Here is a 25,268-nt window from a genome sequence, read left to right on the forward strand (position 1 = left end):
GGCCTTATGTTTCACGACCTGACCTCCGCGCCTGCCACTGATCCGACGAGCATTTACCGTTATCGAGACTGCCTCTATGGGGCTGACATGGTGACGGCGGCGTTGAGTGTGGATTTCTTCACGTGGCTGTCGGCGAATCCGTCTTCGCTGGCGGGCATTTGCGGGCACTTTGGATTTACGGAGCGTCCGACGGATACGATGATGACGTTGTTTGCGGCGAATGGGTGGGTGGAGAATGTGGGCGGGGTGTTTCAAGCGACGGAGGTGACGCGTGAATTTTTGTGTGCGGGGCCGGTGTGGGAAGTGCGGCCTTACTTTGCCTCGCTGCATGACCGGCCGATTGCGCGCGACTTTTTGGAGGTGCTGAGGACGGACAAGCCGGCGGTGTGGAGTGGTGACAAGGCGGCCTTTGACTGGCACAAGGCGATGGAGCAGGAGGACTTTGCGCGGAAGTTCACAGCGGCGATGGACTGCCGCGGGGTGCTGCTCTCGCAGGCTTTGGCGAAGAAGCTGGATCTGACCGGACGCTCCTGCCTGCTGGATATTGGTGCGGGTTCGGGAATTTATGCGTGTGCGATCACTGCGCAGCATACGCACATGAAGGCCATCGTGTATGATCAGGCACCGGTGGACCGCATCGCGGGCAAATTGATCGAGGAACGCGGGTGTGCGGAGCGCGTGAGCGTGGCGACGGGCAACATGTTTGATGGCATGCCTGCGGGCTGCGATGTGCATCTTTTTTCCAACGTGCTGCATGACTGGGGCGTGCCGGAAGTGAAGAAGCTGCTGGCGGTTTCACATGCGGCTTTGCCGGCGGGCGGACTGCTCATCATTCATGATGCGTTCATCAATGCGGACAAAACGGGACCACTGCATGTGGCTGAGTATTCATGCCTGCTGATGCATTCCACGCAGGGGAAATGCTACAGCACGAGCGAGTATGCGGAGCTGCTGGATGAAGCGGGATTCACACCGGGTGAGTATCATGACACGGCGGTGGCGCGCGGATTCATGACTGCTATCCGACGTTAAAAATTAAATTGTGCAAAGAAACCGACTTGTCGTATCGTCTCAGTGTTCGCTTATGAAATTAATCACTCTGCTTTCCGTCCTTGCTCTCACTGCATCTCTTCGCGCTGAGACCACACTCACCATGACCGGCGTGCACAACTGCTGCGGCAGCTGCGCCAAGGGCATCACCAAGGCTGGCAGCATCGGCGAAGGTGTCACGATTGATGTGCCTGAAAAGAGCACCACGGTGACGATCACCTCGAAGAAGAAGGGTGATGCCATGAAAGCCGCGGAGGCGATCATTGCCGCAGGATACTTCGGCAAGATCGAAGGTGGTGAACCTTCCAAGTCCGCCAGCAAATCCACGGCGAGCACGAAGCCGGAAGCGAAGATGACCAAGGCCACTGTTTCCGGTGTGCACCTCTGCTGCAAGAAGTGCGAAACCGCCGCAGCGAATGCGGTGAAGACTGTTCCAGGCATCACGAAGAGCGACATCGTCGCGAAGTCCACCTCATTCACTGTCGAAGGCGAGTTCACCAAGTCTGAACTGACCGCCGCCCTCAATGCCGCTGGCTTCGCCGGCGTCATCAAATAACTACCGCAACCAACAACGAGCGGGGCCGGGGTTTGCGAAAGCAGCCCCGGCTTTCTTTTTGTCTGTGAAAGAGGACTGAGACGGGCAACCGGGACGGTCGATTCATACCTTCGCCAGCGCGGATTCGACAAGGGGCTTGACGATTGGGCCTGCAACGTGGTTTTATCCTGCTTATGAACCAGAAAAGCATATGGGCCTGCATCATCGGCTTGATTAGTGTGAGTTTGAATGTTGTGGGGCAGCAGCCGGACAAAGCTGCCAAGGAGAAGATGGAGAAAAAATATCCGTCTCTGCACATCCAGGCCAAGGTCGGCAAGCGAAACACTCCAGTCCCAGGATCGTCCTACATGATGACGATGACCATGACCCCGGAGATTATCATCGAAAGTGCCAAAACCCAGCCCATGGCTTCGGCTTCAGCCACCTTCCTGCTGGTGACCATGGAAACGTCGGCCAAATACGCGCGGGGCCAAGAAGAGCTCATCATTGCGACTTCGGAGACGCAGGGAATCCCTGCGGTGGCCAAAGGCTCTCGTCGTAGCATTGAATTCAAATCATTGTCGACACGCTATGATTCGGACCGTGACAGCAGCAATGTCGGCGGGCAGGAGTACAAGTACTACATCATGGCGGTGTTTGCCGATGACAATCAGTTCCTGCATTTTGAAACCAACTGCCCTGAGCTGTCGAGGCATCTGCAAGCGCATCCGGAGTTGAGGGTGAAGTTTCTTGGGATGAAACCGAGGGAGACGTTCAAGACGAATTTCAAGTGACGGTGGTGTTATGCCCCGTCGTCAAGATCAGCCGCCACCCTGGCCGCATGCTCCCACGCATCTTCTGGATGCCAGAGGCATCTACTTCGTCACTGCGGGCACGCATCTCAAACAGCACCATTTTCGTGACCCTGCCCGGCTCGAAGTCCTGCAACGAGGCTTATTGACGATCACTCATAAGTTTGGCTGGAGGCTGGAAGCATGGGCGGTGTTTTCCAATCACTACCATTTTATTGCCAAGACCCCGCCGGATGTGGAGGGGGCGGAATCACTGCCCGTCATGGTGCGTGCACTGCATGGGCCGCTGTCTCGATGGGTGAACAAACTGGATGGCACGCCAGAGCGCAAAGTCTGGCACAACTACTGGGAGACATTGCTCACGAAGCAGACATCGTATTTTGCGAGACTGAATTACACGCACAACAACGCGGTGAAGCATGGGCTTGTGCAGGTGGCGCGAGATTATCCGTGGTGCTCGGCGGCGTGGTTTGAGAGGGAGACCGCGCCGGCCATGGTGAGGGCGATTGAGCGGTTCAAGACGGAGCGGCTGAAGGTGGAGGATGATTTTCAGCCGGAGTGAGTGGTGGGGGCTGGGTGGGGGCTGGACTCTGGGGAATGGTGCTCCTGGGAGGTTTGGAAGACAAGGAGGGCTTGTCTCTTGTGGGTGTGGCGAAAGCGGTGCTGAAGCACCGCACTCCGGGGACGCTGGCGCGCACGCAGTTGCTACAGAGCGGCGCGTAAAATCTGGAGCAGTTCGTCGTGCGTGAGCGAGACGGGATTTGCTTTCATGCTGCTGGCGGCGGCTGCTTTGTGGGCGATTTCGTCGAGGTCGGTTTCGGTGATGCCCCACTGGCTGAGTTTGGGGATGAGCAGGCGGGCGGTGAGGGCGTGGAGGTATGAGACGGCATCGCCACCGAGCATTGAGTCGACTTGAGCGAACTTGGTGCGGTCTGTCACGCGTGTGGAGTTGGCTTCCCAGACGGGGGCGAGGAGGGCGGCGCAAACGGCGCCGTGGGGGGCGTGAAACATGCCGCCGATGGGGGCGGCGAAGCCGTGGACGGCGCCGAGGCCGGCGTTGGCGAGGGCGATGCCGCTGTTGAGGGCGCAGAGGGCCATGTCTCCACGGGCTTCGAGGTCATTGCCGTTTTGAAAGGCGCGTTCGAGGGAGCGAATGGCGCGCTGGATGCCATCGAGGCAGAGGGCATCGGTCATTGGCTGAGCACGGGGGCAGACGAAGGCTTCGAGGCATTGCGTGAGAGCATCCATGCCGCTGGCGGCGGTGACGGATGGCGGCACATCGGCGGCGAGTTCGGGATCAATCAAGGCGATGCGCGGCAGCATGGAGGCATGACGAAGGCTGGCTTTGACGCGGTGTTCGGTGCTGGCGATGACGGCGTTGCGTGTGGCCTCGGCTCCTGTGCCGGCCGTGGTGGGGACGGCGATGTAGGGCAGGGGAGTGGCGTCCAATGGTTTGCCTTCTCCGATGACTTCGATGTAGCGCATCAAGTCACCGGGCTGCGTGCTCATGGCAGAGATGGCTTTGCCGGCATCGACCACGCTGCCGCCGCCGATGGCGACGATGACATCGGCGTTGAGTTGTTTGGCGAGTGCGACACCGGTTTGGATGTCTTCAACGGTGGGTTCGCCACTGATGGAGTGGACGCCGACATGAGGCAGGCGGTCTTCCCATTGCTGCGGGCGGCTGCCGGTGATGAGGAGAGTGCGATGGCCAAAGCTGCGGCATAGTTCTGGGAGTTCGCGGAACACGCCGCGGCCGAAGATGATGCGCTGGGCGGTGGCGAATTCGAAACGGTTCATGGGCGCAGCGCGTTTGAGGTCAGGCGGCGGCGGGGAGTTCTGTCTCTTCGGCGGGAACCTCTGCGGCAGGGGAAAGCTGAGCGGCGTATGCCTCGGGATCGCGGCTCAGCGTCATGACGCATTCGAGGTGCTTTGTCTGCGGGAAGAGATCGAAGGGCTGAACAGTGCCGAGTTTGAATCCGGCCTCGGTGAAGAGCACGAGATCGCGCATCTGGGTGGCGGGATTACAGGAGATGTAGACGACGCCTTTGGGATTGAAGGCGAAGAGCTGCTGCAAGAACTCGGGGCTGCTGCCGGCGCGCGGTGGATCGATGATCACCACGGTGTCGGCTCCGGCATGCGGAACGTCTTTGAAAACGTGCTGGGCATCGGCGGCGATGAAGCGGCAGTTGGTGAGGGAATTGATCTCGGCGTTGTGCGCGGCTTTTTTGACGGCGGTTTCGGAGATCTCGACGCCGATGACACTTTCGAAGTCGCGCGCGGCGCTGATGGCGAAGAGGCCGCTGCCGCAGTAGGCATCGACGAGATGCCTGGCACCGGTGGCTTTGGCTTCGTCGATGGCATGGCGGACGAACTTGGGCAGGATGAAGGGATTGTTCTGGAAGAAGTCTCCGGCCTGGAACTCGAAGCGGACACCGTCCACGTTTTCGACGGCGATTTCATCGGGGCGGGTGAGGACACCGTTATCGGCGGCACGCATGAGCAGGGTGGCACCGTTTTTGAATTCGGCGGAGTTTGCGCGGGCGCGCTCGCGCACGGAGGCGAGCTGCGCGTTGAGCTCGGGCATGGCGATGGGGCACTGCTCGACATCGACCATGGCATTGCGGGTGCGTGCGCGCAGGAAACCGATGGCACCGATGCCGCCTTCTTTCGGGCGCTGGAAGTGAGGTGTGATCTTGGAGCGGTAGCCGTACTGAACGGGTGAGGGGATCACCGGGCAGACGGGGTGCTCGATCTTGGCCATGTGCTTGAGCAGCTCGGCGACCTGGCGCTGCTTGGAGAGCAACTGCTCCTCATAGGAGAGGTGCTGGTACTGGCAGCCGCCGCACTGGCTGAACAAAGGGCACTGAGGTGTGACGCGGTTTGGTGAGGGCTCGATGACTGAGACGAAGTCGGCCTCGCTGTAGTTCTTGTGATTGCGGAAGACGCGGCACTTCACCAGCTCTCCGGCGAGTGTGAAGGGAACGAAGACGACCCAGCCATCGACACGGGCGACTCCCGCACCTTCGTTGGTGAGGCTTTCGATGCGGACGTCCAGCTCCTGGTGATAGGCGAAGGGATGGGGCGTGAATTTGCGCGGCGGTTGCATGCGTCGCGTCAGGGTTTGGCGGGGGTGTTCATTTTCATGTAGGTGCGGCCTTGGACTTTGCCAGTGGCGGGATCCAGAGTTTCGACCCGTAGTTCTTTCAAGGCATTCGTGCCATTCACTTTCTGCATCTTGGTGACTTCGTAGCGTTTGATGATCTTGCTGCTGCGGTCGTAGGCAGTCATTTTGGCCGCGCCACCGCTGGCCTGATGAACCCAGATGTCCACGGCGTAGTAGGGGCCTTCCCTGCCAGGGTTGATGACGCGTACGATCCAGCATTTCTGTCCGCTGACACGGTCCTCACCCAGGAGCTGCGGGCGCGGCCAGTAGAGGAAGCGGAGGGAGAGATCCTCATAATTCAAATCCATGCCGCGCACTTTGCTGCCGAGCTGGCTGGCGGAAACCTGCTTTGAAGTGCCCTTGATCACCTGATACAGCCTGGCGGGGGAGGTGTTTAAATCGACACGGATGGTCTCAGCCGGAGGGGTGGAGAACAGGAAGCTCATGACCTGATTTCCCATGGTGAGTTCCAGGGGCTCGGTGCGGCCGGAGTCGCCGTCACGCAGTTCGCCCTGCAGCTTTTGGTTCTGCCCGGCGTAGCTCTGGCGCACATCGAGCATGATTTCCTCGGCGGTCTTTGGCGGCGCACCAGCGGCACGCAGGCATGGCGTGAGCAGCAGTGTGGCGAGAATGATGAACTTCATGGCGGTGCGGGCGCAGGGAGGGATCTGTGTGAGACTCCCTTTCACTGACGACGCATTAGTTATTCTTCACTGGATCATCCAGCTTCATGTAGGTGCGGCCGATGACTTCGCCGTTGGCGGGATTCACGGACTCGATGCGCAGCTCCTTGAGCGTGGTGGCGCCTTCCACTTTCTGCACCTTGGTGACCTGGTAGCGTTTGACGATTTTGCTCGTGCGATCAAAGGCCGCCATCTTGGCCGCGCCGCCGCTGCCCTGATGCACCCAAAGATCCACGGCGTAGTAGGGGCCCTGGCTGCTGGGGTTGGTGACACGCACGATCCAGCATTTCTGGCCGCTGACACGGTCTTCGCCCATGAGCTGGGGACGCGGCCAGTAGAGGAAGGCGAGGGAGAGATCTTCGTAATTGAACTCCATGCCGCGCACCTTGTTGCCATGCTGGCTGTCCGGCACGACGGACGATCCGCCGGCGCGCACCTGATAAAGGGTGGCCGGGGAGGTGTTCATATCCAGGTGGACGATTTCTGGCGGTGCGTTTTTGAAGAGGAAACGCATGACCTTGTTTTGCATGGTGAGCGTGAGGGGCTCTGAGCGGCCGGAGGTGTCGTCACGAAGCTCGCCAGTCATCTTGTAGTTTTGCAGGGCGTAGCTGTTCTGGACAATGCGAATGATTTCCTCGGCGGTTTTCGGCTGGGCATCCTCGGCACGCAGCATGGAGGCGAGAAGCAGCGGGAGCAGGAAGAGACGTTTCATAAGAGTGGGGGAGATTGGAGACGACACTTTGACATGCGGACGGCGTCCTCTATTCAATGCGCTCAACCATCATGCAGCGCCAGCGCTTTCTCTTTGCCGCCCTGGGCCTGCTCACGCTCTGGCGCTGGGCGCTGCTGCCGACGCTGGAACTCGCGCCAGAGGAGGCGCTGGCGGTTTTCTGCGGCAAGCATGGTCAGTGGGGCAGTTTTTTTGATGTCGGACCGCTGGTGCCGCTGTTTGCGAGGCTTGGCATGCTGATTGGAGGTGCGGGTGAATTTGGGGTGAGGTTCTTCGCGCCATTGCTCGCGCTGGGGGCATCGCTGCTGATTTGGCGGCTGGCGCGTGAGCTGTTTGATGAGCAGATCGCGGGCTGGGCGGTGGTGATTGTGAATGTGCTGCCTGCCTTCAATCTCGCCGCTGTCACGCTGACTCCGGGGACGATTGCCTGTGTGCTGGTGCCAGGAGCAGCGCTGTGTTTGCGCGGTGCTTTGATGAAAGAGGATGTGAAGCACCGGGCGTGGTGGGCTGCCGGGGCTTGCGTGGCGGGCACGGCGCTGGCGCAGCCGCCTGCGCTGGCCACGATGGCGGCGGTGGTGTGCGTTTTGGGTCTGTCCAGGCATCAGCGGCATCACCTGAATAGCACGGGATTCAGAGGGATCCTGGCTGCATGGTCCGTGGTGGTGCTGGTCTGGCTGATCTGGCAGGGCGTGCATGGCTGGCCGACGTTTGCAGCGGGGCACTGGTTGCCTGAGTGGCGGGTGATTCCGAATTTGCTGCGCTGGATCGTGCTCGCCTCTCCTCTGCTGCTGGTGCTTTTCGTGATGGCGGTGCGTGCGGGATTTACGAACGGCATGCTGCAAACTCACCGCAGCCTGCCCATGGCGATGCTGCTGCCGCTGGCGGGGATCGACTTTTTCTATGGTCCGCATGAAATCTGGCCGGACACGGGAGGCGTGGTGTGGATGCTCTTTGCGGCGGTGCTGCTGGCGCATCGCAGCACGGTCGCCCGGACGGGGGTGATCGAGCAGAAGATCAGCCTGCGCACCATCACGATAGTGCTGGCCGCGCTGCAGAGTGCTTTTTTGCTGCAAACGGATCTGCCGCGCACGCTGGGGCTGACGTGGCGATTTTCGCCCAAACCCAGTGCTGAGACGAATTCCGCTCATGCATTCACCGCTGATCCGTCCAAGACCCAGCGTGGCTGGCGTGAGAGCGCCAGAGTCGTCTCCGCCGTGCTGGAGCAGGCGGGTGGGGCGGAGTCTTGGTTTGTATTGGCGGGTGACTGGCCGCTCGCGGTCGAGCTGGATCACTACCTTGGTCAAGCCGGGATGGTGCAGTGGCCAGCCCGTGATCTGAGCTCTTTTGCCGGGCGAAGTGCGCTGTTTGTCACCGAGGACAGGGACGCGAAAGGCCTGCCCGATTCGCTCAAGAAGAGGTTTCAGCGCACTGAATTGCTCTCTGTGGCCCGGGTCATGCATGCGGGGAATGAGGTGCGATGGTTGAAAATCTTTGCTTGCCACGATTATCGAGCGCCCGACTTTTGACGCCCTTTTCGCCTCCATGTCCTCCTCACCTGCCATTTCCGTCGTCGTGCCGCTTTATAATGAAGAGGACAATGTCGTGGAGATGCAGCAGCAGATCGACAAGGTCCTGGGTGGGCGCGATTACGAACTGGTGCTTGTTGATGATGGATCGAAAGATCAGACGCTTGCCCGTGTGCAGCGTGGCCCGCGGGTGCGAGTGATCGTCTTTGAAAAGAACAGCGGGCAGAGCGCCGCCATGCACGCCGGGATTTATGCCGCGCTGGGGGATGTGATCGTCACGCTGGATGGCGACCTGCAGAACGACCCGGCCGATATTCCCGCGATGATCGCGAAGCTGGATGAGGACGGGGGCTATGATCTCGTCTGCGGCTACCGTGCGAAGCGCAAGGATACGACATTCAAGCGCCTGCAGAGCCGCATCGCCAATTTTGTGCGCTCCCGCTTTGTGGGTGATCACGTGCGCGACACGGGCTGCACGCTGAAGGTGATGCGCCGCGACTGCCGCGAGGCCCTGCTGCTGTTCAACGGCATGCACCGTTTCATTCCCGCGCTCATCCGCAACATGGGCTGGCGCGTGACTGAAATGCCGGTGAACCACCGCGCGCGCATCCATGGCGTGAGCAAATATGGCTTCGGCAACCGGGCGCTGCGCGCGACGATGGACATGTTTGGCGTGCGCTGGTTGAACAGCCGGCGCACCCGCTATGTCATTCGTGAGGAACGGCGTGGCTGATGCGTTTCTGTTGTTGACGAGACAACTGCTTCGCAGCCATGCTGTGACACAGCACCAAGGATGAACCTACGCGAACAACTGCGACTACTGCTGCCCGAAATCCTGCCGCATGATCCTGCGGACTCGATCAAGGGCACCGAACTCATCCGCCTTGTGCGCTTGCGCCTCGGAGACGGCTACAGCGACGCCACGCTGCGCTACCATTTTTCCATCCTCAGCTACGATCCCACGTCGCCCATCGCGAAGGTGGATCAGGGCCAGGGGTACTACCAGCGGCAGAAAAAAACGCTCTCTGGCAGCAACGGCGTGACGCGCCAGGGGCTGTTCGACAGCGAGATTGGCGAGAGCGATCAATGCTGGTCGCGCTACCTGCGGATGGTGGCCATCTATGAGCGGCTGTGCCTGCAGCGCTCGCGCTATCCCTTCCTGCTCAATCGCAACAGCAGCGGGACGCCGAGCATGGAAGGTGAGTGGGATATTCCCGATCTCGTGGTGGCTGATTGGGATCTCGACACGGGCAGCGATGATGCGCCGCGTTTTGATGCGGCGATGCTTGATCTGCGCCGACATCTAGGTGGACCGGAAGTGGGGCTGGCCGGGGTGCAACTCAAGCTCAGCGTGGCGCCGGACACCTTCAGCGCCGACTTTTTTCAGGCGCTCAGCGCCACACGGTGGACGCTGCAGAGCGAGATCGTGATCGCGGAAGGCCTGAATGACGAGGCGCTCGTGGATGCACTGCGGAGTCTCGGGCATCAGTTTGGCGTGGGCATCAGCAGCCTGGGGATTCCGCTGACCGTGCTGGATGACCTGCCCTCGGCGAAGGAGCTGCGCGCCATGAGTGCGGCGGAGTTTGAGGCGGTGCATAATCTGCTGCGCATTCAGAAGATCACGCTGCCGACGTCGCGCCCGACGCTTGACTGGTCTGCGCTCAATACCTTGCGGAAGAAGCATGACTCTGTGGCCGATCTGGTGCGGTGGCTGTCTGAGTGCCTGGCGAAGCGGCAGCCGGAGTGGGTGGGTGGGGTGGTGAGGTGAATGCAAAGTTTGATACGGTGGTCAGGCATGGCCAATTATTTATGTAATGAAAGACAGCCCCGAGCCAGACTCCTCTGAGAAGCGTCTTCGATTTGGATGTGGTTTTCTATTTGGTGGTTTTATCGGCTTCATCTTCGCATTGAGAGAGATCGCGACCTTTAGCGGGAACTTTTGGGCGTTTGTCGCGGGCATCGCTCTTTTCTTTGGCTATCTCGCCATGCGAAAAGGAGACGAGTTCTGGCATAGTCTGGCTGACTGGCTTCGATGGTGGTGAAGGTGGATTGGTTTGATGAGGCCCATTCTCCCCAATCTAAATACGTGAGTTGTTGTTTCGGCAGTAAGATTGCTGATCAAGTGGGAGAAATGATTTCCTTTGGATGCACGTTCACTGAAACCGCATGAACCGACGCACGTTTCTCACCTCTGCTGCTGCTTTTGCGGCTGCGCTGCCTTCTTCGGGAGCCCTGCGGGGGAAGAAGATGGGGATCGTGATTCATTCGTACTGGAAGCGCTGGCAGGGGAAGTACTCGAATCTGAAGTATCCGCCGTTTGAGCATGCGCTGGATGTGCTGGATCATGTGCGGGATCTTGGCGTGGGTTCATTGCAGACGCTGGTGGGTGGGTGGACGAGTGAGTTTGCGGGGAAGGTGCGCGCGACCTGTGAATCCTATGGCATGAAGCTGGAGGGCAGCATCACGCTGCCGAAGAATGAGAATGATGTGGGGCGATTTGAGCAGGAGGTGAGGATCGCCAAGGAGGCGGGGGCGACGATTTTTCGTTCGGCTACCGGAGGAAGGCGCTATGAGCTGTTTGCCAGCCTGGAGGACTTCAGGCACTGGAAGGACGGGGCGTTTAAGTCCATGCAGCTTGCGGAGCCAGTGGCGCGGCGGCAGAAGGTGAAGATTGGCATTGAGAATCACAAGGACTTTCATGCGGCGGAGCTTGCGGAGGTGCTGGGGCGTCTGAGCAGTCCGCACATTGGGGCGTGTGTCGATACGGGCAACAGCATCGCTTTGCTGGAAGATCCGATGACGGTCGTTGAAACGCTCGCGCCCTTTGCGGTGACCACGCATATCAAGGACATGGCGGTGCAGGAGACGGCGACGGGTTTTCTGCTGGCCGAAGTGCCGCTGGGAGAGGGCCTCCTGGATCTTCCGCGCATGTTTGCCTTGTTTGAAAAGTACAATCCGCAGATCGACTACCACCTGGAGATGATCACGCGTGATCCGCTCGACATTCCCTGTCTCAAGCCGAACTACTGGGCCACTTTCCCTGACAAGCCGGGCACGGAACTGGCGCGCACCCTGATGATGGCGCGTGAGCGCAAGGCGGAGAAGATGCCCAAGACGAGCGGGCTCAATCTCGAGGCGGCGTTGGAGTTTGAGGAGACCAATATTGTAAAATGCCTGCGTCAGGCGGGGGAGAAGTATGGGTTTACGCCTTCGCTGAAGCCGAAGGCTGCGGGGAAGAAGGACGAGCATTGATTGGCCGCAAAGAGGCGCAAAAATGAGCAAAAATAAGAGGGGGAGTCTGGATCTTCTTTTTTGTTAATTTTTGTGGGTTCTTGCGGCTCATCCTCCCTGCGTGCATGATCGAGCGTCCGTGTCCGAACTTCTTCCAACTGCAGCCTCCACTCCCATTCACGACGCCAAGATGGCGTTGCAGAAGTATTTTGGCTTTCGGGAGTTTTTGGATGGTCAGGAAACGGTGATGGCGAGCATCCTGAGCGGGCGTGATACGATGGTGATCATGCCGACTGGGGGAGGCAAATCGCTGTGCTACCAGCTTCCTGCGATGGTGATGGACGGCGTGACAGTGGTGGTGAGTCCGCTGATTGCCTTGATGAAGGATCAGGTGGATGCGCTGGAGCGGCGGGGTATTCCTGCGACGCTGATCAACAGCTCGATCTCGCTGGGCGAGCAGCAGGAGCGCATCGATGCGTTGCGACGCGGCGACTACAAGCTGGTCTATGTGGCGCCGGAGCGGTTTCGCAGCCGGGCGTTTACGAACGCGCTGCGGCAGGTGCAGATTGCGCTGGTGGCGGTGGATGAAGCGCACTGTCTTTCGCAGTGGGGGCATGATTTTCGACCGGATTACATGCGGCTGGGCGAGGCGCTGGCGCAGCTGGATCGACCGCAGGTCGTGGCCCTGACCGCGACGGCTACGCCTGAGGTGAGGGATGACATTTTGCAGACGCTCGCGCTGCGTGATCCGTTTGTGACGATTCGTGGCTTTGAGCGCCCGAACCTGAGCTTGAACATCGCGCATACGAAATCGAACTCGGACAAGTATGACCGGCTGAGGAAGATCATCTCGCAGTTCAAAACGGGCATCATCTACTGCTCCACGCGCAAACGGGTGGAGGAGGTGGGCGAGGAGCTGCGTTCGTGGAAGATCAAGGTGATCGAGTACCATGGCGGGCTGGATGACAAGGAGCGCGAGTCGCGGCAGACGAAGTTTATCACGAAGAAGGCGGATGTGGCCGTGGCTACGAACGCCTTTGGCATGGGGATCGACCGCTCTGACGTGCGGTTTGTGGTGCACTTCGATGTGCCTGGCAGTGTGGAGGCTTATTACCAGGAGGCAGGGCGTGCGGGGCGCGATGGTGAGCCTTCGCAGTGCGATTTGTTCTTTAATTTTGCCGACACGAAGACGCAGGAGTTCTTCATTGATGGGAACAACCCGAGCGTGGACATCATCCGCAATGTGTACCAGACGCTGCTGAATGCGGCGGACTCCAATCATGAGGTGCAGGCTTCGATTGATGACATCACGGAGCGTTCCGGCGCGAAGAACAGCATGGCGATCGGCTCGGCCCTGAGTTTCCTGAACCGGAACGACTACATCGAACGTTTTGACATTCCCGGCAAACGCATCCGTGGCACGCGACTGCTGCAGCCGACTGTGCTGACGCGTGATCTGAAATTCGACACGGACGCCCTGAAGGAGAAAGACCGCCGTGACCGCTCGAAGCTCAAGGCGATGGTGGAGCTCTGCTACGATGACAAGGCCTGCCGGCAGGAGCAGATTTTGCGCTACTTCGGCGAGAGCGAAAGCACGCCCTGCGGCACCTGCGATGTGTGCCGGGCTGAAGGCGTGCAGCCACCTCGTGAAGGCGGAGCGGACGAAGTCACGATGCTGCGGCAGGCGCTGAGCGGCATTGCCCGTATGTCCGTGAAGCTGCCGGATGGCACGTGGGAAGGGCGCTTTGGCAAAGGGCGCATCATCCAGATGCTGGTGGGCAGCAAGTCCAAGGAGATCGTGGACGCGGGGCATGACCAGCTAACTACGTATGGGCTGCTCAAGGATGTGGGCACGCATGCGCTGCACCCTCTGTTTGCCGAAATTGAAAAGCTCGGGCTCATTGAGACCAGCGGCGGTGAGTATCCGAAAGTCACGCTGACTTCCCGTGGCGCGGAGGTGATGAAAAAGGGCCTGAACGTGAAGATGCGCTGGCCTTCGATGCATGCGCCGGTGACGAAGCCGAAGGGCAAGACGGCGATGAATGAGGAACTGGCTGCGCGCGAGCTTGGGTTTGATGATGCGCTGTTTGAGAAGCTCAAACGGCACCGCACTGCCGTGGCCGTGGCCGAGGGCGTGCCGCCCTATATTATCTTCAGCAATCAGACGCTGGAGTTTATGACGCGACTGAAGCCGAAGACGATTGAGGCGGGGCTCAAGATTCGCGGGGTGGGCGAGAAGAAGGCGAAGGAGTATCTGCCGGACTTCATTCAGATCATCAAGAAGCACGGGTGAGACCGGATTAATAGCGCATCACCGGCCGCTTCAGGATGCGTGCTTTTTGAATGATGTCGGCTGGATGTTCCGGGGTGCCGCGATCCATGAAGTTTTCAATGCTGCGAGAGGCATCGAGAATGGAGCGGACCTGACTGCCGACGGTGGGGGCGGAATTGAGGTAGTCGTCGATGCCGGTCACCGCTTTGTAGACGACGGACATTTCGACCACGAAGATGTCGTCCAGGCGGTAAAATTCGCTGCCGGTGAGGAGGCCGGAGCCGGTTTGGCCGGTGGGGGATGCAGGTGAGGCGGGGCGCAGGGTTTTGTAGAGACGAGCGCGGCTGACGGGGAATTCGAGGCTGCGCAAGCGGCGCTCATAAACCTGACGGCGGCTGTATTCATCACGCGGCAGTGTGCTGCAACCGGCGGAGGTGAGGATGAGCAGGAGAAGCAGAAAGGCGTGAATGGATTTCATGGTGAGTAAGTCTGCAAGGAGCTTCAAACTGCTCAAAGAGCAGCAATGAATTCTTCTGCGGAGATTCCAGCCTGCCGGAGCACACCCGCGAGCGTGCCGGTTTTGATCTCCGGGTGATTTGGTATCACGCAGCCATCGGCACCACGTTTCATGACGATATGACTGCCCTTTTGACGGGACACCTCGAAACCCAGCTTTTGCAAAGCGCGCACGGCCTCCCTGCCCGATACGTGGGGGAGCTTAGGCATGCGAAAGTTCGAAAGTTGTCATGAGCGCATGCCCAAGAATGCGGCGTTGCGGAAACTCTTCGAGAAACAGTTCCGTGGCCTCACGCAGATTTTCAACGGCCTCGGCAACGGATTCACCCTGGCTCGTGGTTCCAGTTTCCGGATTGAAGGCAACATAGCCTCCTTCTTCCGCCGGTGTGAGGACAGCTGTCAGTTGCATATGGCAAATGTGACGGACAGACCGGACTAATCAAGCATGCATTATGATGCTTACTCAGACTTTGCCGCAGTGTTGAAGGGTGTGGCTTCGCTGATGCTGGACAGGGCGGTGAGGGATTGGTGGAGTGCGGTGCCGGCGGGTAGTTTGGCGAGAGCCGCTGTCAATGCGGTCTGCGCAGCTCCACCTTCAGGATGCTGAAGGGTGGTGGTGGCGAGGGCGAGGACATCGCTGACAGCGGGATGGGGTGAAGACTCGATGAGAAGCTGCTGCGCACGATGGGCGGAGGAAATGTCATCGAGCTGGATGGCTAGAGCGGTGGTGAGGCGCAGGGTGGCTTCATCGAGCTGCGCGCTGGGAATGGACTGAAGTGTGCGCAGGGCCTGGGAAGGCTGCGCGGCGGAGACTTGCAGCCTGGCGAGGTGCTGCAAAGCGGGCGCATCGTCGGGGAAGCGTTTGAGGAAGCCTTCCCACAGCATCGGAGCGGAGGATTCGCCGCGCAGCATGATGTCGAGCTGTGTGAGCAAACGCCAGCCTGCGCGGTCATCGGGTGATGACTGGAGGTGGGCGGCGAGCAGTGTGCGAGCAGCCGCAGGTGCATCGCCGTCGGTCAGCGCCTGTGCCAGTTGCACCGGGGAGAAGCGGCCCTGCAGGCTGGTGAGCACGTTGGTGAGTTCTTTGCCATGCCCGATTTGGGTGGCCAGTGCGTGCAAGCGGGCCAGCACCTGGGTCTCACCGATGGCGGCGAGGCGGAAGTACAACTCGCAGGCGATGCTGGTCAGATGATTGAGATCGGCGATGCTGGCGCCTTCGTTGAGCCAGCGACGATATTCAGGGTCGATGGCTGTTGCCGAGGCGAGTTCTTTCAGAGAACGCTTGTGGTCGGGGCAGGTGCGCAGCTGGCGCTCGATCCAAGGCAGCAGTTCAGCGGATTCTCCTGCGGCGCGGGTGGCATGCAGCGCGCGCTGCATGAGGCGCGGCGGGATGGCGTCTGCGGGCTTCAAGGCACGCAGAGAATCGAGCGCGACACGGGAGGCTTCGGCATAGCGGGTGCCTTCGAGCAGAAGGGTGCTCTGCAGATCAAGGGCAGCTTCTCGGTCGGCCTCATTGAGGCGCGGCGGCGTAGCACCGAGCCACTCATTCACGACACGCAAGGCTGCCGCCGGACGCCGTGCAGTGCGTGCAGCCTCGGTGAGGTTCAGCACATTCTGCCAGGTGGCGGCGGCAGAGTCGCACACACGCTCATGGATTTCGACGGCCAAGGTGCGTTCGTGGGTCGCCATGGCCTGCGAGGCGAGCAGTTCGAGTGCTTCGATTTTATGGGGTTCTTCGATGCGGTCGCCGGCGGCGGAGACGAGGAGCCTGCTTTCGTCGATGAGCGGTGCGTCGGTGCGCGTGAGTTCGACAAACAGAAGCGCGGTGTTCAGCGGGCAGGGCGTATGGAGCGGACCCTGCTGCACCGTGAGCTGACGGAGCCGCTGCTCGGGGGCCGCCTTCAGCCAGGTGTGCAGCGCCTCCACTTCACTATCCGGCAGCAATGCGAGCTGAAACACGGCAGGCAGTTGCAGGTGCTTGGGAACATGAGCGAGGCTGGAAGCGATGGCGGTGCGTGTGGTGTTCAGCAGCGGGTTTTCCTTGGGGGCGGACGGATCGTTGGCCAGCAGGCGCCAGCCCCAGGCGACGGCGAGCATGGTGTAGGAAAAAATGAGCAGGAAAGCCTGGCGGGAGCTGCGTGACATGAGGGCTCGGAAAAGAGGTGGGGATCAGCGCATGGCCGCGTGGGCGGCGGGCGGCAGGGACTGGAGGGAGACGGTGGAACGGCAGGCGACTTCGAGATGAACGAGGCCCTGAGCGTCTGCGTTTGCGGTGTAAGGGCGGCCGTTTTCGAGATAAGCGCACTGGCCGCGGGGCTCGAAACCACCGAGCACGATTTCCACGGGACGGAGATCGCGAACCTGGAAGGTGGCGCGGCCTGTGGTCAGCTCAAAGAATGAAACCGCCGTGCTGCATTCCACAAGATGGAGGTGCTGTGCCGGTTTGTTTTTAGTGAGCACCAGTTCGGTGCGCGCACAGCCCATGGTGTGGATGTAGAGCTGACCCTGATCCACATTGTAGCCTGAAACTCCCTGGCAGCGCGCCATGTCAGGCAGGCCGGCTGTCGCGGGCAGGCGCAGGGTGCGGCAGTCACCGGCATTCAGGATGATCCAATGATCCGCAGCGGCACGCAGGATGCGGGTGTGCCGGGCATCGCGCACGCTCGCGGCATAGGCGGCGGTGGTCATGGCATGCAGCGGTTGTTCCGAGCATGCAGCGAAGGTTTTTTCGAGCGAAGCAAGGCCTGCTGCGGTGCGCACATCCGCGAAGCTGCAGCGGAGGGCGAGGGGCTCCATGCGGAGGGGCGTGCGGGAGCCTGAGGGGCTGGAGATGGGATCAAAACTGGATGTCGAAGAAAGGCTCTCAACACCCATGGCGTGGCAGTAGCTAACAGCTTCAGCGGAAGGAGTGGCGTTGGCAGGCCAGAGCATGAGGCTCACCTCCTTGCCCAGCGGGAGCAGGCGGCGATGGATGTAGCTCATGGAGCCGGCGATCTCGCGCTCCATGTCATGACGGGTGGTTTTGGCGCGGTCGTTGAGCCTGCTGGTGATGTCGATGTCAGCGGTCCATTGGGATGGACGTGAAAAGGAGTTCGAAGCGGCCTGAACCTGCAGCATTTCAAAAATGCTGCGGGCCACGTGTTCGAGCCGCTCGGCCTGGCCGGTCTGCTGGCCGGGCAGCCAGGCACGCATTTCGGCTTCACAAACGGAAACCGTGACAGGCAGAAGATTGCGGCCCAGAATGCGGTCACGCATGACCTCGGAGCAGAGAGGGAAGCCGGGAAGGGTGGAAGGGGTGGAGAAGCCGGTGCTGTCGATGTGGCTGTAAAAGATCCGGCGGCCGGTGCGTGTGGTGGTGTCTGGCACGGGGAGGCTGCGGTCGGCACCGAGCCATTGAGTGAGGAAGGCTGGAAGATCGAGCTGTGAGGAGGCGGCCTCAGCAGCTGGATCAATCCATGCAGCGCCCCAGCTGGTGAGGAATGCCTGATCAAAGCGATGTCCGGTGCCCATGGCATCCTGGCCATAGAGTCCCAGCACGATGCGGGAGTCTGCTGGGGCTGTGAGATCGAGAAAGCCGAGCGAGCGGGAGGTGATCTTCGTGTTCACGCGCAGCAAGGAGGAATCCATGGCGACAACATTCGTTTTGACGAGGCGGGCTGCCGGTTGGGCGCTGCCACCGAGGCCGAGATGCTGGAGGGCGAGACGGCGTGCGGCGGCGTCCGTCCATGGCATGCCGGTGAGAAGCAGGGGGATTTTCCGGGCACGCAGCGAGGGCAGCCAGGCGGCCAGGGTCGTCTGCTGTTCAGCGCTGAGGACCAGGGTGGAGTCGAGGATGACGGCGGCGAAATCGTGGTCTGCCGGCAGGAAGCTGGTGCCACTGGCAGCGCGGAAATCGAGCTCGCAGCCCAGCCATTCCAAGGACTGACGCAGGAGGCGTGAGGTGACGGTGGCTGCTGCGGGGGAGGACTTTTCGCCGACGTGCTTTTCATCCCAGCCGTGAAGCACCAGCACGCGGCGGGAGACTTCTTCCAGAGGACCCAGATTGACGCCGGTCAGCGTCGGAGTGGTGATGAAGGGAACAGCGCCGAGGCTGGTGAGACGCTGCGCGGCTTCGCGGCAACCGGTGCGGTCATCGGCCGAGGCATACTCCACGGCGAAAACGCGCAGGCCCTGCATCTGAACGGTGCGGATGAGGCGTGTGAGGCGCTGTGTTTCCACGATGGGCGTCCAGTCCACTACGCCGTTTCTGCCTTCCCGGGTGTAAACGCCGAGGGCGAGGAAACCATTGGCAATGTGAACGGCTTCCACGCCAAGTCCCAGACTGAGATCCAGCAGGAGATGCTTGTCTGGATAACGCTGGCGCAGGGTGGCGGCGAGTGAAAGCACGGCGGTGCGTGCTGCTGGAGTGGTTGCTTCAGCGCCGAAGCTGAGGACAAAGCCGTCGAACCCGTTCTTCGCGGCCGGGTCTGCGAGGGCTTCGACGACCCAGGGGAGCCATTGGGAATCTGTGGGATCGATGATGCGGGTCTGCTGGTCTGAGGCGGAAGGTTTCGAGGACAACTGGCGCGCTGCGCTCTGCATGGCGGCAGGTGTGCCGGTGCGGAAATGAGCGATGTCGAGCAGCGCGAAGTAGTTGTTTCCCAGGGCATGGCCGGGCTCCATGTCGAGCTGCGCCTGAGGATTCAAAATGGCGAGGTCGAAGGCGGCGAGAGAGCGTGCATCAGGGCGCAGCGATTGATCGACGAACAGGCTGCGGTAGGAGGGCAGATCCGACGCCATTCCCGGGATTCCCATCAGCCCCAAGAGGGCCACAACGCGGAGTTTCGACAGCAGGCCGGATGTAGAGCGCGTGAACCGGGAAGTGAGTGATGCGGAGTGCATGACAGGGTGCGTTGGGCATTCAAAACTGCGAACACTGTCACCGTAGAGTTTCAATAACTGTAAGCAATGCTCTAAACATTGGTTTACAAACAACTTACCTCGCTGACAGAACTCAGAAATCAGTCGCCAAACCCTGCGTCATGGGAATCATGACAGGCATCATGAATGGATCTCCTATTCGCACGTTTGCCGAAGGCATTTTGATCGATCAGCCGTGGGGAAAACTCACGTGGCTGGCCTCGCGCGAGATGGGGAATTCAACCACGATGACGATGGGGCATGTGATCATCCCGGCAGGCCAGACGAACCCGCGTCACAGGCACCCCAATTGCGATGAAATTTTGCACCTGCTCAAGGGCCGATTGGAGCACAGTCTTGGGGATCAGAAGTACATTCTCAATTCCGGCGACATCATTTCCATTCCTGCGGGTCAGTGGCACAATGCGAGTGCGCTGGATGGGAAGGATGCGGAGATAGTGATCTGCTTTTCTTCGGCGGATCGGGAGACGGAGTTTGAGGGGTGGTGATTGACCAGATGAAATAGTGCTGTAGCATCAACCCATATGGGCAGGAAGTTTCTAACCTCGCCGAAAACTGGTTTCCCACGATGGGATGCTGATCGCTTTGTCGAAGCCTCGTTCGCGAATCCTGCCCGACTCGCAATTACAAAAATGCTCCAGGCGCTGGCAGGTATGGCAGGTGCCTCGGGAGCTGCGCTCTGGCGTTGCACAGGGGATGTAGATCTCACTACTTCCCCCCCAATAGGTTATATGAACTTGGTGGCGGGTTGGCTAAAGAGTGGGGATATGCCCCCAATTGCGCGGTTGCCTCTTCACGACGACAATGGCCTCCGCATGCTGGCTGCGGAGGCAGTCATCCTACAAACAGAAAGGGTATCTAATCACATAAAAGATGATGGAATCAAATTTGCCCATTTGTTTGAATCACAGAATATATCACGAGCACTAGCGGTGCCCATGGTATTTCATTTAAGCGGACGTCAAGCAGCCATATGCTTGTACCGTCGGAGTGACCAACCAGAGTTTGGTGATGAAGAATGCTTTGTTGCTAAACGAGCTGCCAAGGTGCTTTCTCGTCTGTATCGCTCGGCATGGGATCGTGCCGCCTACGAGCTATTAAAGGAGACAGAAGCGATTGTTGATGAGTTCTTGACTAAATTGGAACGCGAGGAAGCAAAGCAATGGTTAACTGGTGCTTTGCGTCGGTGGGCGAAAGCGGTTAAGCATGCCTTTCAATGCCAGGAAGTGGCCATTTTTTTACCCAGTGCTTCTGTGGCAGAGTGTTTTGAGTGTCGATATGTAACACCAGGGCAGCACGCTAAAAAAGCGCGTCGGCCTCTTTTTGCAAAACGCAATACTGGTTTTAGCGGCTTAGTTTTAGAAACAGGAAAACCATTGCGAATTCATGATACTCGCAATTGCACAGAAATGATTGATGAACTCAAGAGTAAATATCCCGGCTTTGAGCGGCAAAATCCTGGAGAAAAAGAAGGTCCTCACCCTCATGCTTGGTTGGGGGTGCCGATTTTCGACCGCCATGGGAAGGTTGAAGGCTTGGTGCACTGCTGGAACCTGCGTACGGGACGCTTTTTCTTCTCCACAGATGACATCGAACTTTTGGACCTTGCCATTCGCAAGCTGGGGCTACTACTACGTGCTTGGGAACAAGAGTATGAGCATCGTCGAGAAAAGAACGCATGGAAAAAGCTGGCCGAGGCTGGTGGCGGTCACTATCAGAGCAAAAAAGGGGTTTATAAGGATACCTTCTTGCAAGGATTGCGCCTAGTGGAAAAAGTAATCCCTGATGCGGAAATCAATACAGTGCGGTTGATTGATACAGCGACTCAAAGTCTATATTTTTATGCCTACCCAGCTCCAAGTGAACATGTCAGCAAGCAGGAGTTGAATGCAGCGATCAAACGAAGTCAGCCACTGGATGGCGATGGAGCAACCAGTCTAGCGGCGGGAGTGGTGAAAAGCAAGAGAACTAGGGTTTTCGAAAATGTAAGCCGGTATGCAGGATATAAAAAGGTCTTCGATGATGTTCGGCACATGATCATCGCACCGATTATTGATGCCGATGAAGAAGTAGTGGGCGTTATTGACATCCGCTCCTGCAAAGAGCGTTCTTTTCCTGCTTATACTGTTAGCATGGCAGAAACTATAGGACGTCTAATGGGGATTGAATATTCAAGAGTCAAACTTCAAGAGCAGGCATGGGAGAACAAACGCAAGGAGTCAGATGCTGTTAAGCAACAGGCTCAGGCATATGAGGATATCGCCCACCAGATGAAGGGACCTTTGACAGACGCCGAACGGCGCCTGACTGATATGGTTGATGCGCAGAAATGGGTTCCCCCGGCTGACCTGAATGCTCTACGTGGCATGGTAAAACGATCTTTAATGATGGCCAAAATCGTTGGGGTAATTGCAAAACTAGGACATGATGAACGTCTAACTGTTCATGGCATTGAAATCACCCCTGCAGACTGGGTGAAAGTGGCGGGAGAAATATGCTTATCTAATCAGCCTCGTTTGGCTGCCCAAAATCGTAACGTGCGCCTAGTGTTAAATGCTGACAGTTTCTATCGGCATGTCCCCACTGGAATGAGAGCGGACTTGGAATTCATCACTCAGGCCCTCTCCTGTCTGGTGGATAATGCTGTTAAATACAGCTATTCCAACACTAAGATTGAAGTGAAAGCCGGAAAATCTAAGACTGGCCAATTCTGGGTATGCGTTTCTAACCAAGGAATACCTATTCAAGGTCAAGAAACTACCCGATTTAAAAAACGCGGAGAGCGTGGGGTGAAAGCCCAATATCAGACTGGGGAAGGTAATGGCGTTGGGCTGTGGATTGTGGACAAAATTATGGAAGCTCACAATGGTAGCCTTGAAATTTCGCCTACCCGCAAATCAGATGGTATTACCGAAGTTCGACTGGTTTTTAGAGATACAATCATTTAAATTACCATATGCAAAATGAACGATATTATCTTCTGACAGAAGATGACCCTGAACAAGCGAAGTCTATTCAAGACAAACTGCTTTCAGAAATTGAACGTGGTTTTTCGATTAAATGGATTGGATCTGAGGCAGAGGCATTGGCCTTTTTGAAAGACATTGAACAAGGGTTCATGCCGCCGCCGCGTGCTTGGCTGAGTGATGCCATGATGCTCTTTAGCATTCCGGGTCCAGATTCGCGCAAGCCAAGCAAAGCAATCATGAAGGAGGGAATTGCTAAAGCTGGAGAAAGGCTGCGAAAACAAGCCCGTAAGATCAAGGCTATGAAGCGCGTGCCGGTTGTGTTTTATTCCGCCATACGGAAGCAGACGGCTGGATTCACTGACACAGACAAAATCGCAGCATTTATATCGAAAGAGGAAAGTTTGCAGGCGGTCATGCAGAAACTCAAGGAGTTGGAAGAAAAGGCCCGTACGCTTTCCGATGATGATATTGATGGAATGCCTTGGGACGAATCGGCCGATGTTGTTACTAGAGAATTGGAGTCCGAGTCTGAATTGCGCCGCACTATTTTGGAAGGTATGCGGATCCCTTGGGACGCCTGTAAACCTTTTCGGTTGGCAAAAGCATGACCTGGGAAATTCGACTGGCTCCCCAAGCCGAGAAAGATTGGCAGCGCCTGCAACAGGCTGGGCTGCAGAGTCTGAAAAAGAGGTCTCTAGATTTGCTTCATGCGTTAGAAGAGGATCCGTATCAGAACCCGCCGCCCTTCAAAATGCTCACCCGGGATTTTGCAGGGTGCCTAGCGCGTCGCCTAAATCGCAAACATCGCTTGGTCTACCAGGTATTTCAGCAGGAGCGTGGGGTCAAAATCCTCAGGTTCTGGGGCCACTATGATGACTGATCTCTGCATCAAGCGCATCTGCGCAGTGGATGAACATTTGTTCTGATCAACTCTATGGCTGGGTCAATTCTGTTTCTTTTTGGTTGCTGCAGTGTCGCGGCCATGGCGGCTTCGCTGATTTCACGAATATTGTAATCTTCAAGTGCAGGATTCTGCGCAACCATTGTCCGGTAGATGACGCCTAGTTTATCAATGATGTCTTGCTGCGCGGATGAATAAGTGATAGTCACTGATTCCCCCTTTTCATTCGATACCGATACGGGCTTCATTGCAGCAATTTTAACGATCTCTGCCAGACAACCGAAAGAAGGGGAAACAACCATTTTCATTTTAAGTGTTGTTTGTTTTTCGCGTTCTAACCACTCCGCCAATTCTTGAACGGAATTAAGATCCATCCCTGGTAACATTTCTGACGAAATTATTTCAATTAGTGTATCCTGCCCTTGGCAATCATGAAGAAGCTGACCCCAGCGAGCGCTGAGGGCGTCGAGGACGCATTCTGTGTTCCATGGGCGTGAACGGCCTAGCCAACGAAAAGCGGCTCGATAGCCTGCACTTCTCTGGATGCCTTCGAAGACCAATCCGACAATTTCCGGATGACGGCCTCGGCCCCAGCGTGTTTCCCATATTGTGGGCTTCTCGCGATGTTCCAAATCGATGAGGCATTGCATGGCGGCTGCTTTAAGGTCGCAGGTAAGGGAATTGCGCCCTTTGGCCACCCAAGGCAATACGTGCACCGACCGAACTACTAGCCGCGCCATCCGGCCCATTGCACGGCTTTCAGCAAACACCTCAGAAGCGAGATCAAAAAATGACTCGATAGCAAACGGATGCCAACCTCCAGTAACGGGCCAGCGCGTGAAAAGGGTGCCAATTTCGAATAACGCCCGCCGGATGCGGCGACATGTTTCATCTGTGGCACGACGATGCCCGTAGACAGCCGCAATCAAATCCTGCCAAGCGGCCCCTTCTCGTTCGTCCGGCGGGCAGAGGCTATCATGACCCTGTAAACGCAGAGTGATCCAACTGGTCATCTGCTCCTGAGACAAGCGGTTTACGCTTTCAAAATCTATCTGTCCCTTCTCATCCAGTCGAGGGATGGGTAACTCCAAGCTCTTGGTCCGCAAAGTGGTTTTCATGGCAATACACGAACATCTTCGATGTCAGTAGAGGGGAGGTGGTCATGGACCAATTCAGGTCTCCCTTTCTGACGACAATATATTCCCACAGGCTTCGAGCGTCCGCAAGGCGCGGTGGGAGGCGCAGGCAGGAAGTAGGGATGCCATCCGGTCCGACGAATTCCATTCTGATCATCGTAGGCCCAGACGGCATCAGCCAAAGTGGGAAATCGTAGGGCTTTTCGCGGATGGGGCTGGTAAATAATGAGCAGTGCCTCACGTTCATCGTCCCAGTTAAGGGCCAGTAGCGAGGACATGGCTGCAGGTGAATGAATGCCCGCAAAGGGATCGGTGTTGTGGTCACGTTCATTGAATGTGGCCCACACTGGCGGTCGTAACAAAGGCACACCGACTATCTCGTCGTGTGTCTGTACAAGTCTGACCAGCTCAGAACGGGTGATGTCCGACAATGGGGGAATGGCATGTTTTTTTGAGACGCGCCCCTTGCGTGCTTTCTGAAGTACTCGGGTCATCTTTTGAGGCATCATCGCTCGGCCAAGCAATTTAGGGCGACCATGAATAGACGGGCCGCGGAGGCCATTCGTCGCCAATGATTCTGCTACTAAAGCCACGGCCTCTTCTTCGGAGCTTAGAGGAGAAGTGACTGCCAGGCGCTTTGTCATAACGTGCCATGCCGGGGGGCCGAGTCTGGACTCGGTGGCGAGTGCCTGACGGCGAGAATGCATGAGTTGCTGCTGAAGCTGGCTCAATAAACTCTTTAAAACGCGTCTCTTCGTCTTCGATAGTGAATCAAGATGCTCTCGGAGCTTCATGGCTGATATTCAGAGGTGAGTGCAAGA

At 58.1% G+C, this 25,268-nt stretch carries 25 protein-coding genes; 14 read left to right on the forward strand and 11 right to left on the reverse strand.

The window, feature by feature from the left end:
* Window positions 1-6 precede the first annotated feature (6 nt).
* From AC24GY_RS00910 to AC24GY_RS00925, 4 genes are all read left to right on the forward strand, one after another.
* Window positions 7-1,032: a methyltransferase gene (locus tag AC24GY_RS00910; protein WP_487679505.1), complete on the forward strand. Its 1,026-nt coding sequence runs from the start codon at window positions 7-9 to the stop codon at window positions 1,030-1,032.
* 52 nt (window positions 1,033-1,084) lie between these two features.
* Complete coding sequence (locus AC24GY_RS00915) at window positions 1,085-1,606, forward strand: hypothetical protein (RefSeq protein ID WP_487679507.1); 522 nt, start codon at window positions 1,085-1,087, stop codon at window positions 1,604-1,606.
* 143 nt (window positions 1,607-1,749) lie between these two features.
* On the forward strand, window positions 1,750-2,379 hold the full coding sequence (locus AC24GY_RS00920) for a hypothetical protein (RefSeq protein WP_487679509.1): 630 nt from the start codon (window positions 1,750-1,752) through the stop codon (window positions 2,377-2,379).
* A 10-nt stretch (window positions 2,380-2,389) separates the two neighbouring features.
* Entirely contained in the window at window positions 2,390-2,959 is a 570-nt protein-coding gene (locus AC24GY_RS00925; RefSeq protein WP_487679511.1) for an REP-associated tyrosine transposase, read from the forward strand.
* A gap of 143 nt (window positions 2,960-3,102) precedes the next feature.
* Here the strand turns inward: AC24GY_RS00925 and AC24GY_RS00930 are convergent, their stop codons facing one another.
* The 4 genes from AC24GY_RS00930 to AC24GY_RS00945 are packed head-to-tail and all read right to left on the reverse strand — an operon-like array spanning window position 3,103 to window position 6,958.
* Window positions 3,103-4,197 carry an iron-containing alcohol dehydrogenase gene (locus AC24GY_RS00930; RefSeq protein WP_487679513.1) on the reverse strand — a complete coding sequence of 365 codons (1,095 nt, stop codon included), beginning with the start codon at window positions 4,195-4,197 and terminating at the stop codon, window positions 3,103-3,105.
* Between the two features lie 19 nt (window positions 4,198-4,216).
* Window positions 4,217-5,506 carry a class I SAM-dependent RNA methyltransferase gene (locus AC24GY_RS00935; RefSeq protein ID WP_487679515.1) on the reverse strand — a complete coding sequence of 430 codons (1,290 nt, stop codon included), beginning with the start codon at window positions 5,504-5,506 and terminating at the stop codon, window positions 4,217-4,219.
* Between the two features lie 8 nt (window positions 5,507-5,514).
* Window positions 5,515-6,207, reverse strand: coding sequence for an outer membrane lipoprotein-sorting protein (locus AC24GY_RS00940; protein WP_422322121.1), 693 nt, complete (start codon window positions 6,205-6,207; stop codon window positions 5,515-5,517).
* Window positions 6,208-6,262: 55 nt separating this feature from the next.
* A complete protein-coding gene (locus AC24GY_RS00945) occupies window positions 6,263-6,958 on the reverse strand; it encodes an outer membrane lipoprotein-sorting protein (protein WP_487679517.1) in 696 nt (231 codons plus the stop codon).
* Window positions 6,959-7,014: 56 nt separating this feature from the next.
* Between AC24GY_RS00945 and AC24GY_RS00950 the strand changes: the two genes are divergently transcribed.
* From AC24GY_RS00950 to AC24GY_RS00975, 6 genes are all read left to right on the forward strand, one after another.
* Window positions 7,015-8,502 (forward strand): ArnT family glycosyltransferase, encoded by a 1,488-nt coding sequence (locus tag AC24GY_RS00950; protein ID WP_487679519.1) that lies wholly within the window; start codon window positions 7,015-7,017, stop codon window positions 8,500-8,502.
* A gap of 16 nt (window positions 8,503-8,518) precedes the next feature.
* Window positions 8,519-9,235 carry a glycosyltransferase family 2 protein gene (locus tag AC24GY_RS00955; RefSeq protein ID WP_487679521.1) on the forward strand — a complete coding sequence of 239 codons (717 nt, stop codon included), beginning with the start codon at window positions 8,519-8,521 and terminating at the stop codon, window positions 9,233-9,235.
* A gap of 60 nt (window positions 9,236-9,295) precedes the next feature.
* Complete coding sequence (locus AC24GY_RS00960; protein WP_487679523.1) at window positions 9,296-10,270, forward strand: hypothetical protein; 975 nt, start codon at window positions 9,296-9,298, stop codon at window positions 10,268-10,270.
* A 46-nt stretch (window positions 10,271-10,316) separates the two neighbouring features.
* A complete protein-coding gene (locus tag AC24GY_RS00965; protein WP_487679525.1) occupies window positions 10,317-10,544 on the forward strand; it encodes a hypothetical protein in 228 nt (75 codons plus the stop codon).
* A gap of 124 nt (window positions 10,545-10,668) precedes the next feature.
* Window positions 10,669-11,754 (forward strand): sugar phosphate isomerase/epimerase family protein, encoded by a 1,086-nt coding sequence (locus AC24GY_RS00970; RefSeq protein WP_487679527.1) that lies wholly within the window; start codon window positions 10,669-10,671, stop codon window positions 11,752-11,754.
* 118 nt (window positions 11,755-11,872) lie between these two features.
* Entirely contained in the window at window positions 11,873-14,026 is a 2,154-nt protein-coding gene (locus tag AC24GY_RS00975; protein ID WP_487679529.1) for a RecQ family ATP-dependent DNA helicase, read from the forward strand.
* A gap of 7 nt (window positions 14,027-14,033) precedes the next feature.
* Here the strand turns inward: AC24GY_RS00975 and AC24GY_RS00980 are convergent, their stop codons facing one another.
* The 5 genes from AC24GY_RS00980 to AC24GY_RS01000 are packed head-to-tail and all read right to left on the reverse strand — an operon-like array spanning window position 14,034 to window position 19,300.
* Complete coding sequence (locus tag AC24GY_RS00980) at window positions 14,034-14,483, reverse strand: hypothetical protein (RefSeq protein ID WP_487679531.1); 450 nt, start codon at window positions 14,481-14,483, stop codon at window positions 14,034-14,036.
* A 32-nt stretch (window positions 14,484-14,515) separates the two neighbouring features.
* Window positions 14,516-14,731, reverse strand: a complete 216-nt coding sequence (locus AC24GY_RS00985) for a type II toxin-antitoxin system HicA family toxin (protein WP_422322130.1) — start codon at window positions 14,729-14,731, stop codon at window positions 14,516-14,518.
* Complete coding sequence (locus AC24GY_RS00990) at window positions 14,724-14,930, reverse strand: type II toxin-antitoxin system HicB family antitoxin (RefSeq protein WP_422322131.1); 207 nt, start codon at window positions 14,928-14,930, stop codon at window positions 14,724-14,726. Before AC24GY_RS00990 ends, AC24GY_RS00985 begins: the two co-directional genes overlap by 8 nt.
* A gap of 50 nt (window positions 14,931-14,980) precedes the next feature.
* On the reverse strand, window positions 14,981-16,666 hold the full coding sequence (locus tag AC24GY_RS00995) for a hypothetical protein (RefSeq protein WP_487679534.1): 1,686 nt from the start codon (window positions 16,664-16,666) through the stop codon (window positions 14,981-14,983).
* Between the two features lie 24 nt (window positions 16,667-16,690).
* Window positions 16,691-19,300, reverse strand: a complete 2,610-nt coding sequence (locus AC24GY_RS01000) for a polysaccharide deacetylase family protein (RefSeq protein WP_487679536.1) — start codon at window positions 19,298-19,300, stop codon at window positions 16,691-16,693.
* Between the two features lie 263 nt (window positions 19,301-19,563).
* Here AC24GY_RS01000 and AC24GY_RS01005 point away from each other — a divergent pair, with 263 nt between their 5' ends.
* The 4 genes from AC24GY_RS01005 to AC24GY_RS01020 are packed head-to-tail and all read left to right on the forward strand — an operon-like array spanning window position 19,564 to window position 23,290.
* The gene (locus tag AC24GY_RS01005) at window positions 19,564-19,929 is read left to right on the forward strand and encodes a cupin domain-containing protein (RefSeq protein WP_487679538.1); all 366 of its coding nucleotides are present in this window, start codon (window positions 19,564-19,566) and stop codon (window positions 19,927-19,929) included.
* A gap of 36 nt (window positions 19,930-19,965) precedes the next feature.
* Window positions 19,966-22,389: a GAF domain-containing protein gene (locus AC24GY_RS01010; RefSeq protein ID WP_487679540.1), complete on the forward strand. Its 2,424-nt coding sequence runs from the start codon at window positions 19,966-19,968 to the stop codon at window positions 22,387-22,389.
* An 8-nt stretch (window positions 22,390-22,397) separates the two neighbouring features.
* Window positions 22,398-23,018 (forward strand): hypothetical protein, encoded by a 621-nt coding sequence (locus tag AC24GY_RS01015; protein WP_487679542.1) that lies wholly within the window; start codon window positions 22,398-22,400, stop codon window positions 23,016-23,018.
* Window positions 23,015-23,290 (forward strand): Txe/YoeB family addiction module toxin, encoded by a 276-nt coding sequence (locus tag AC24GY_RS01020; RefSeq protein WP_487679544.1) that lies wholly within the window; start codon window positions 23,015-23,017, stop codon window positions 23,288-23,290. Before AC24GY_RS01015 ends, AC24GY_RS01020 begins: the two co-directional genes overlap by 4 nt.
* Window positions 23,291-23,298: 8 nt before the next feature.
* Here the strand turns inward: AC24GY_RS01020 and AC24GY_RS01025 are convergent, their stop codons facing one another.
* Together AC24GY_RS01025 and AC24GY_RS01030 are read right to left on the reverse strand one after the other, a co-directional pair.
* Complete coding sequence (locus AC24GY_RS01025; RefSeq protein ID WP_487679546.1) at window positions 23,299-24,429, reverse strand: hypothetical protein; 1,131 nt, start codon at window positions 24,427-24,429, stop codon at window positions 23,299-23,301.
* Window positions 24,426-25,241, reverse strand: coding sequence for a hypothetical protein (locus tag AC24GY_RS01030; protein WP_487679548.1), 816 nt, complete (start codon window positions 25,239-25,241; stop codon window positions 24,426-24,428). Before AC24GY_RS01030 ends, AC24GY_RS01025 begins: the two co-directional genes overlap by 4 nt.
* Between the last annotated feature and the right edge of the window lie 27 nt (window positions 25,242-25,268).

Source organism: Prosthecobacter sp. Pr1 (assembly GCF_057652315.1).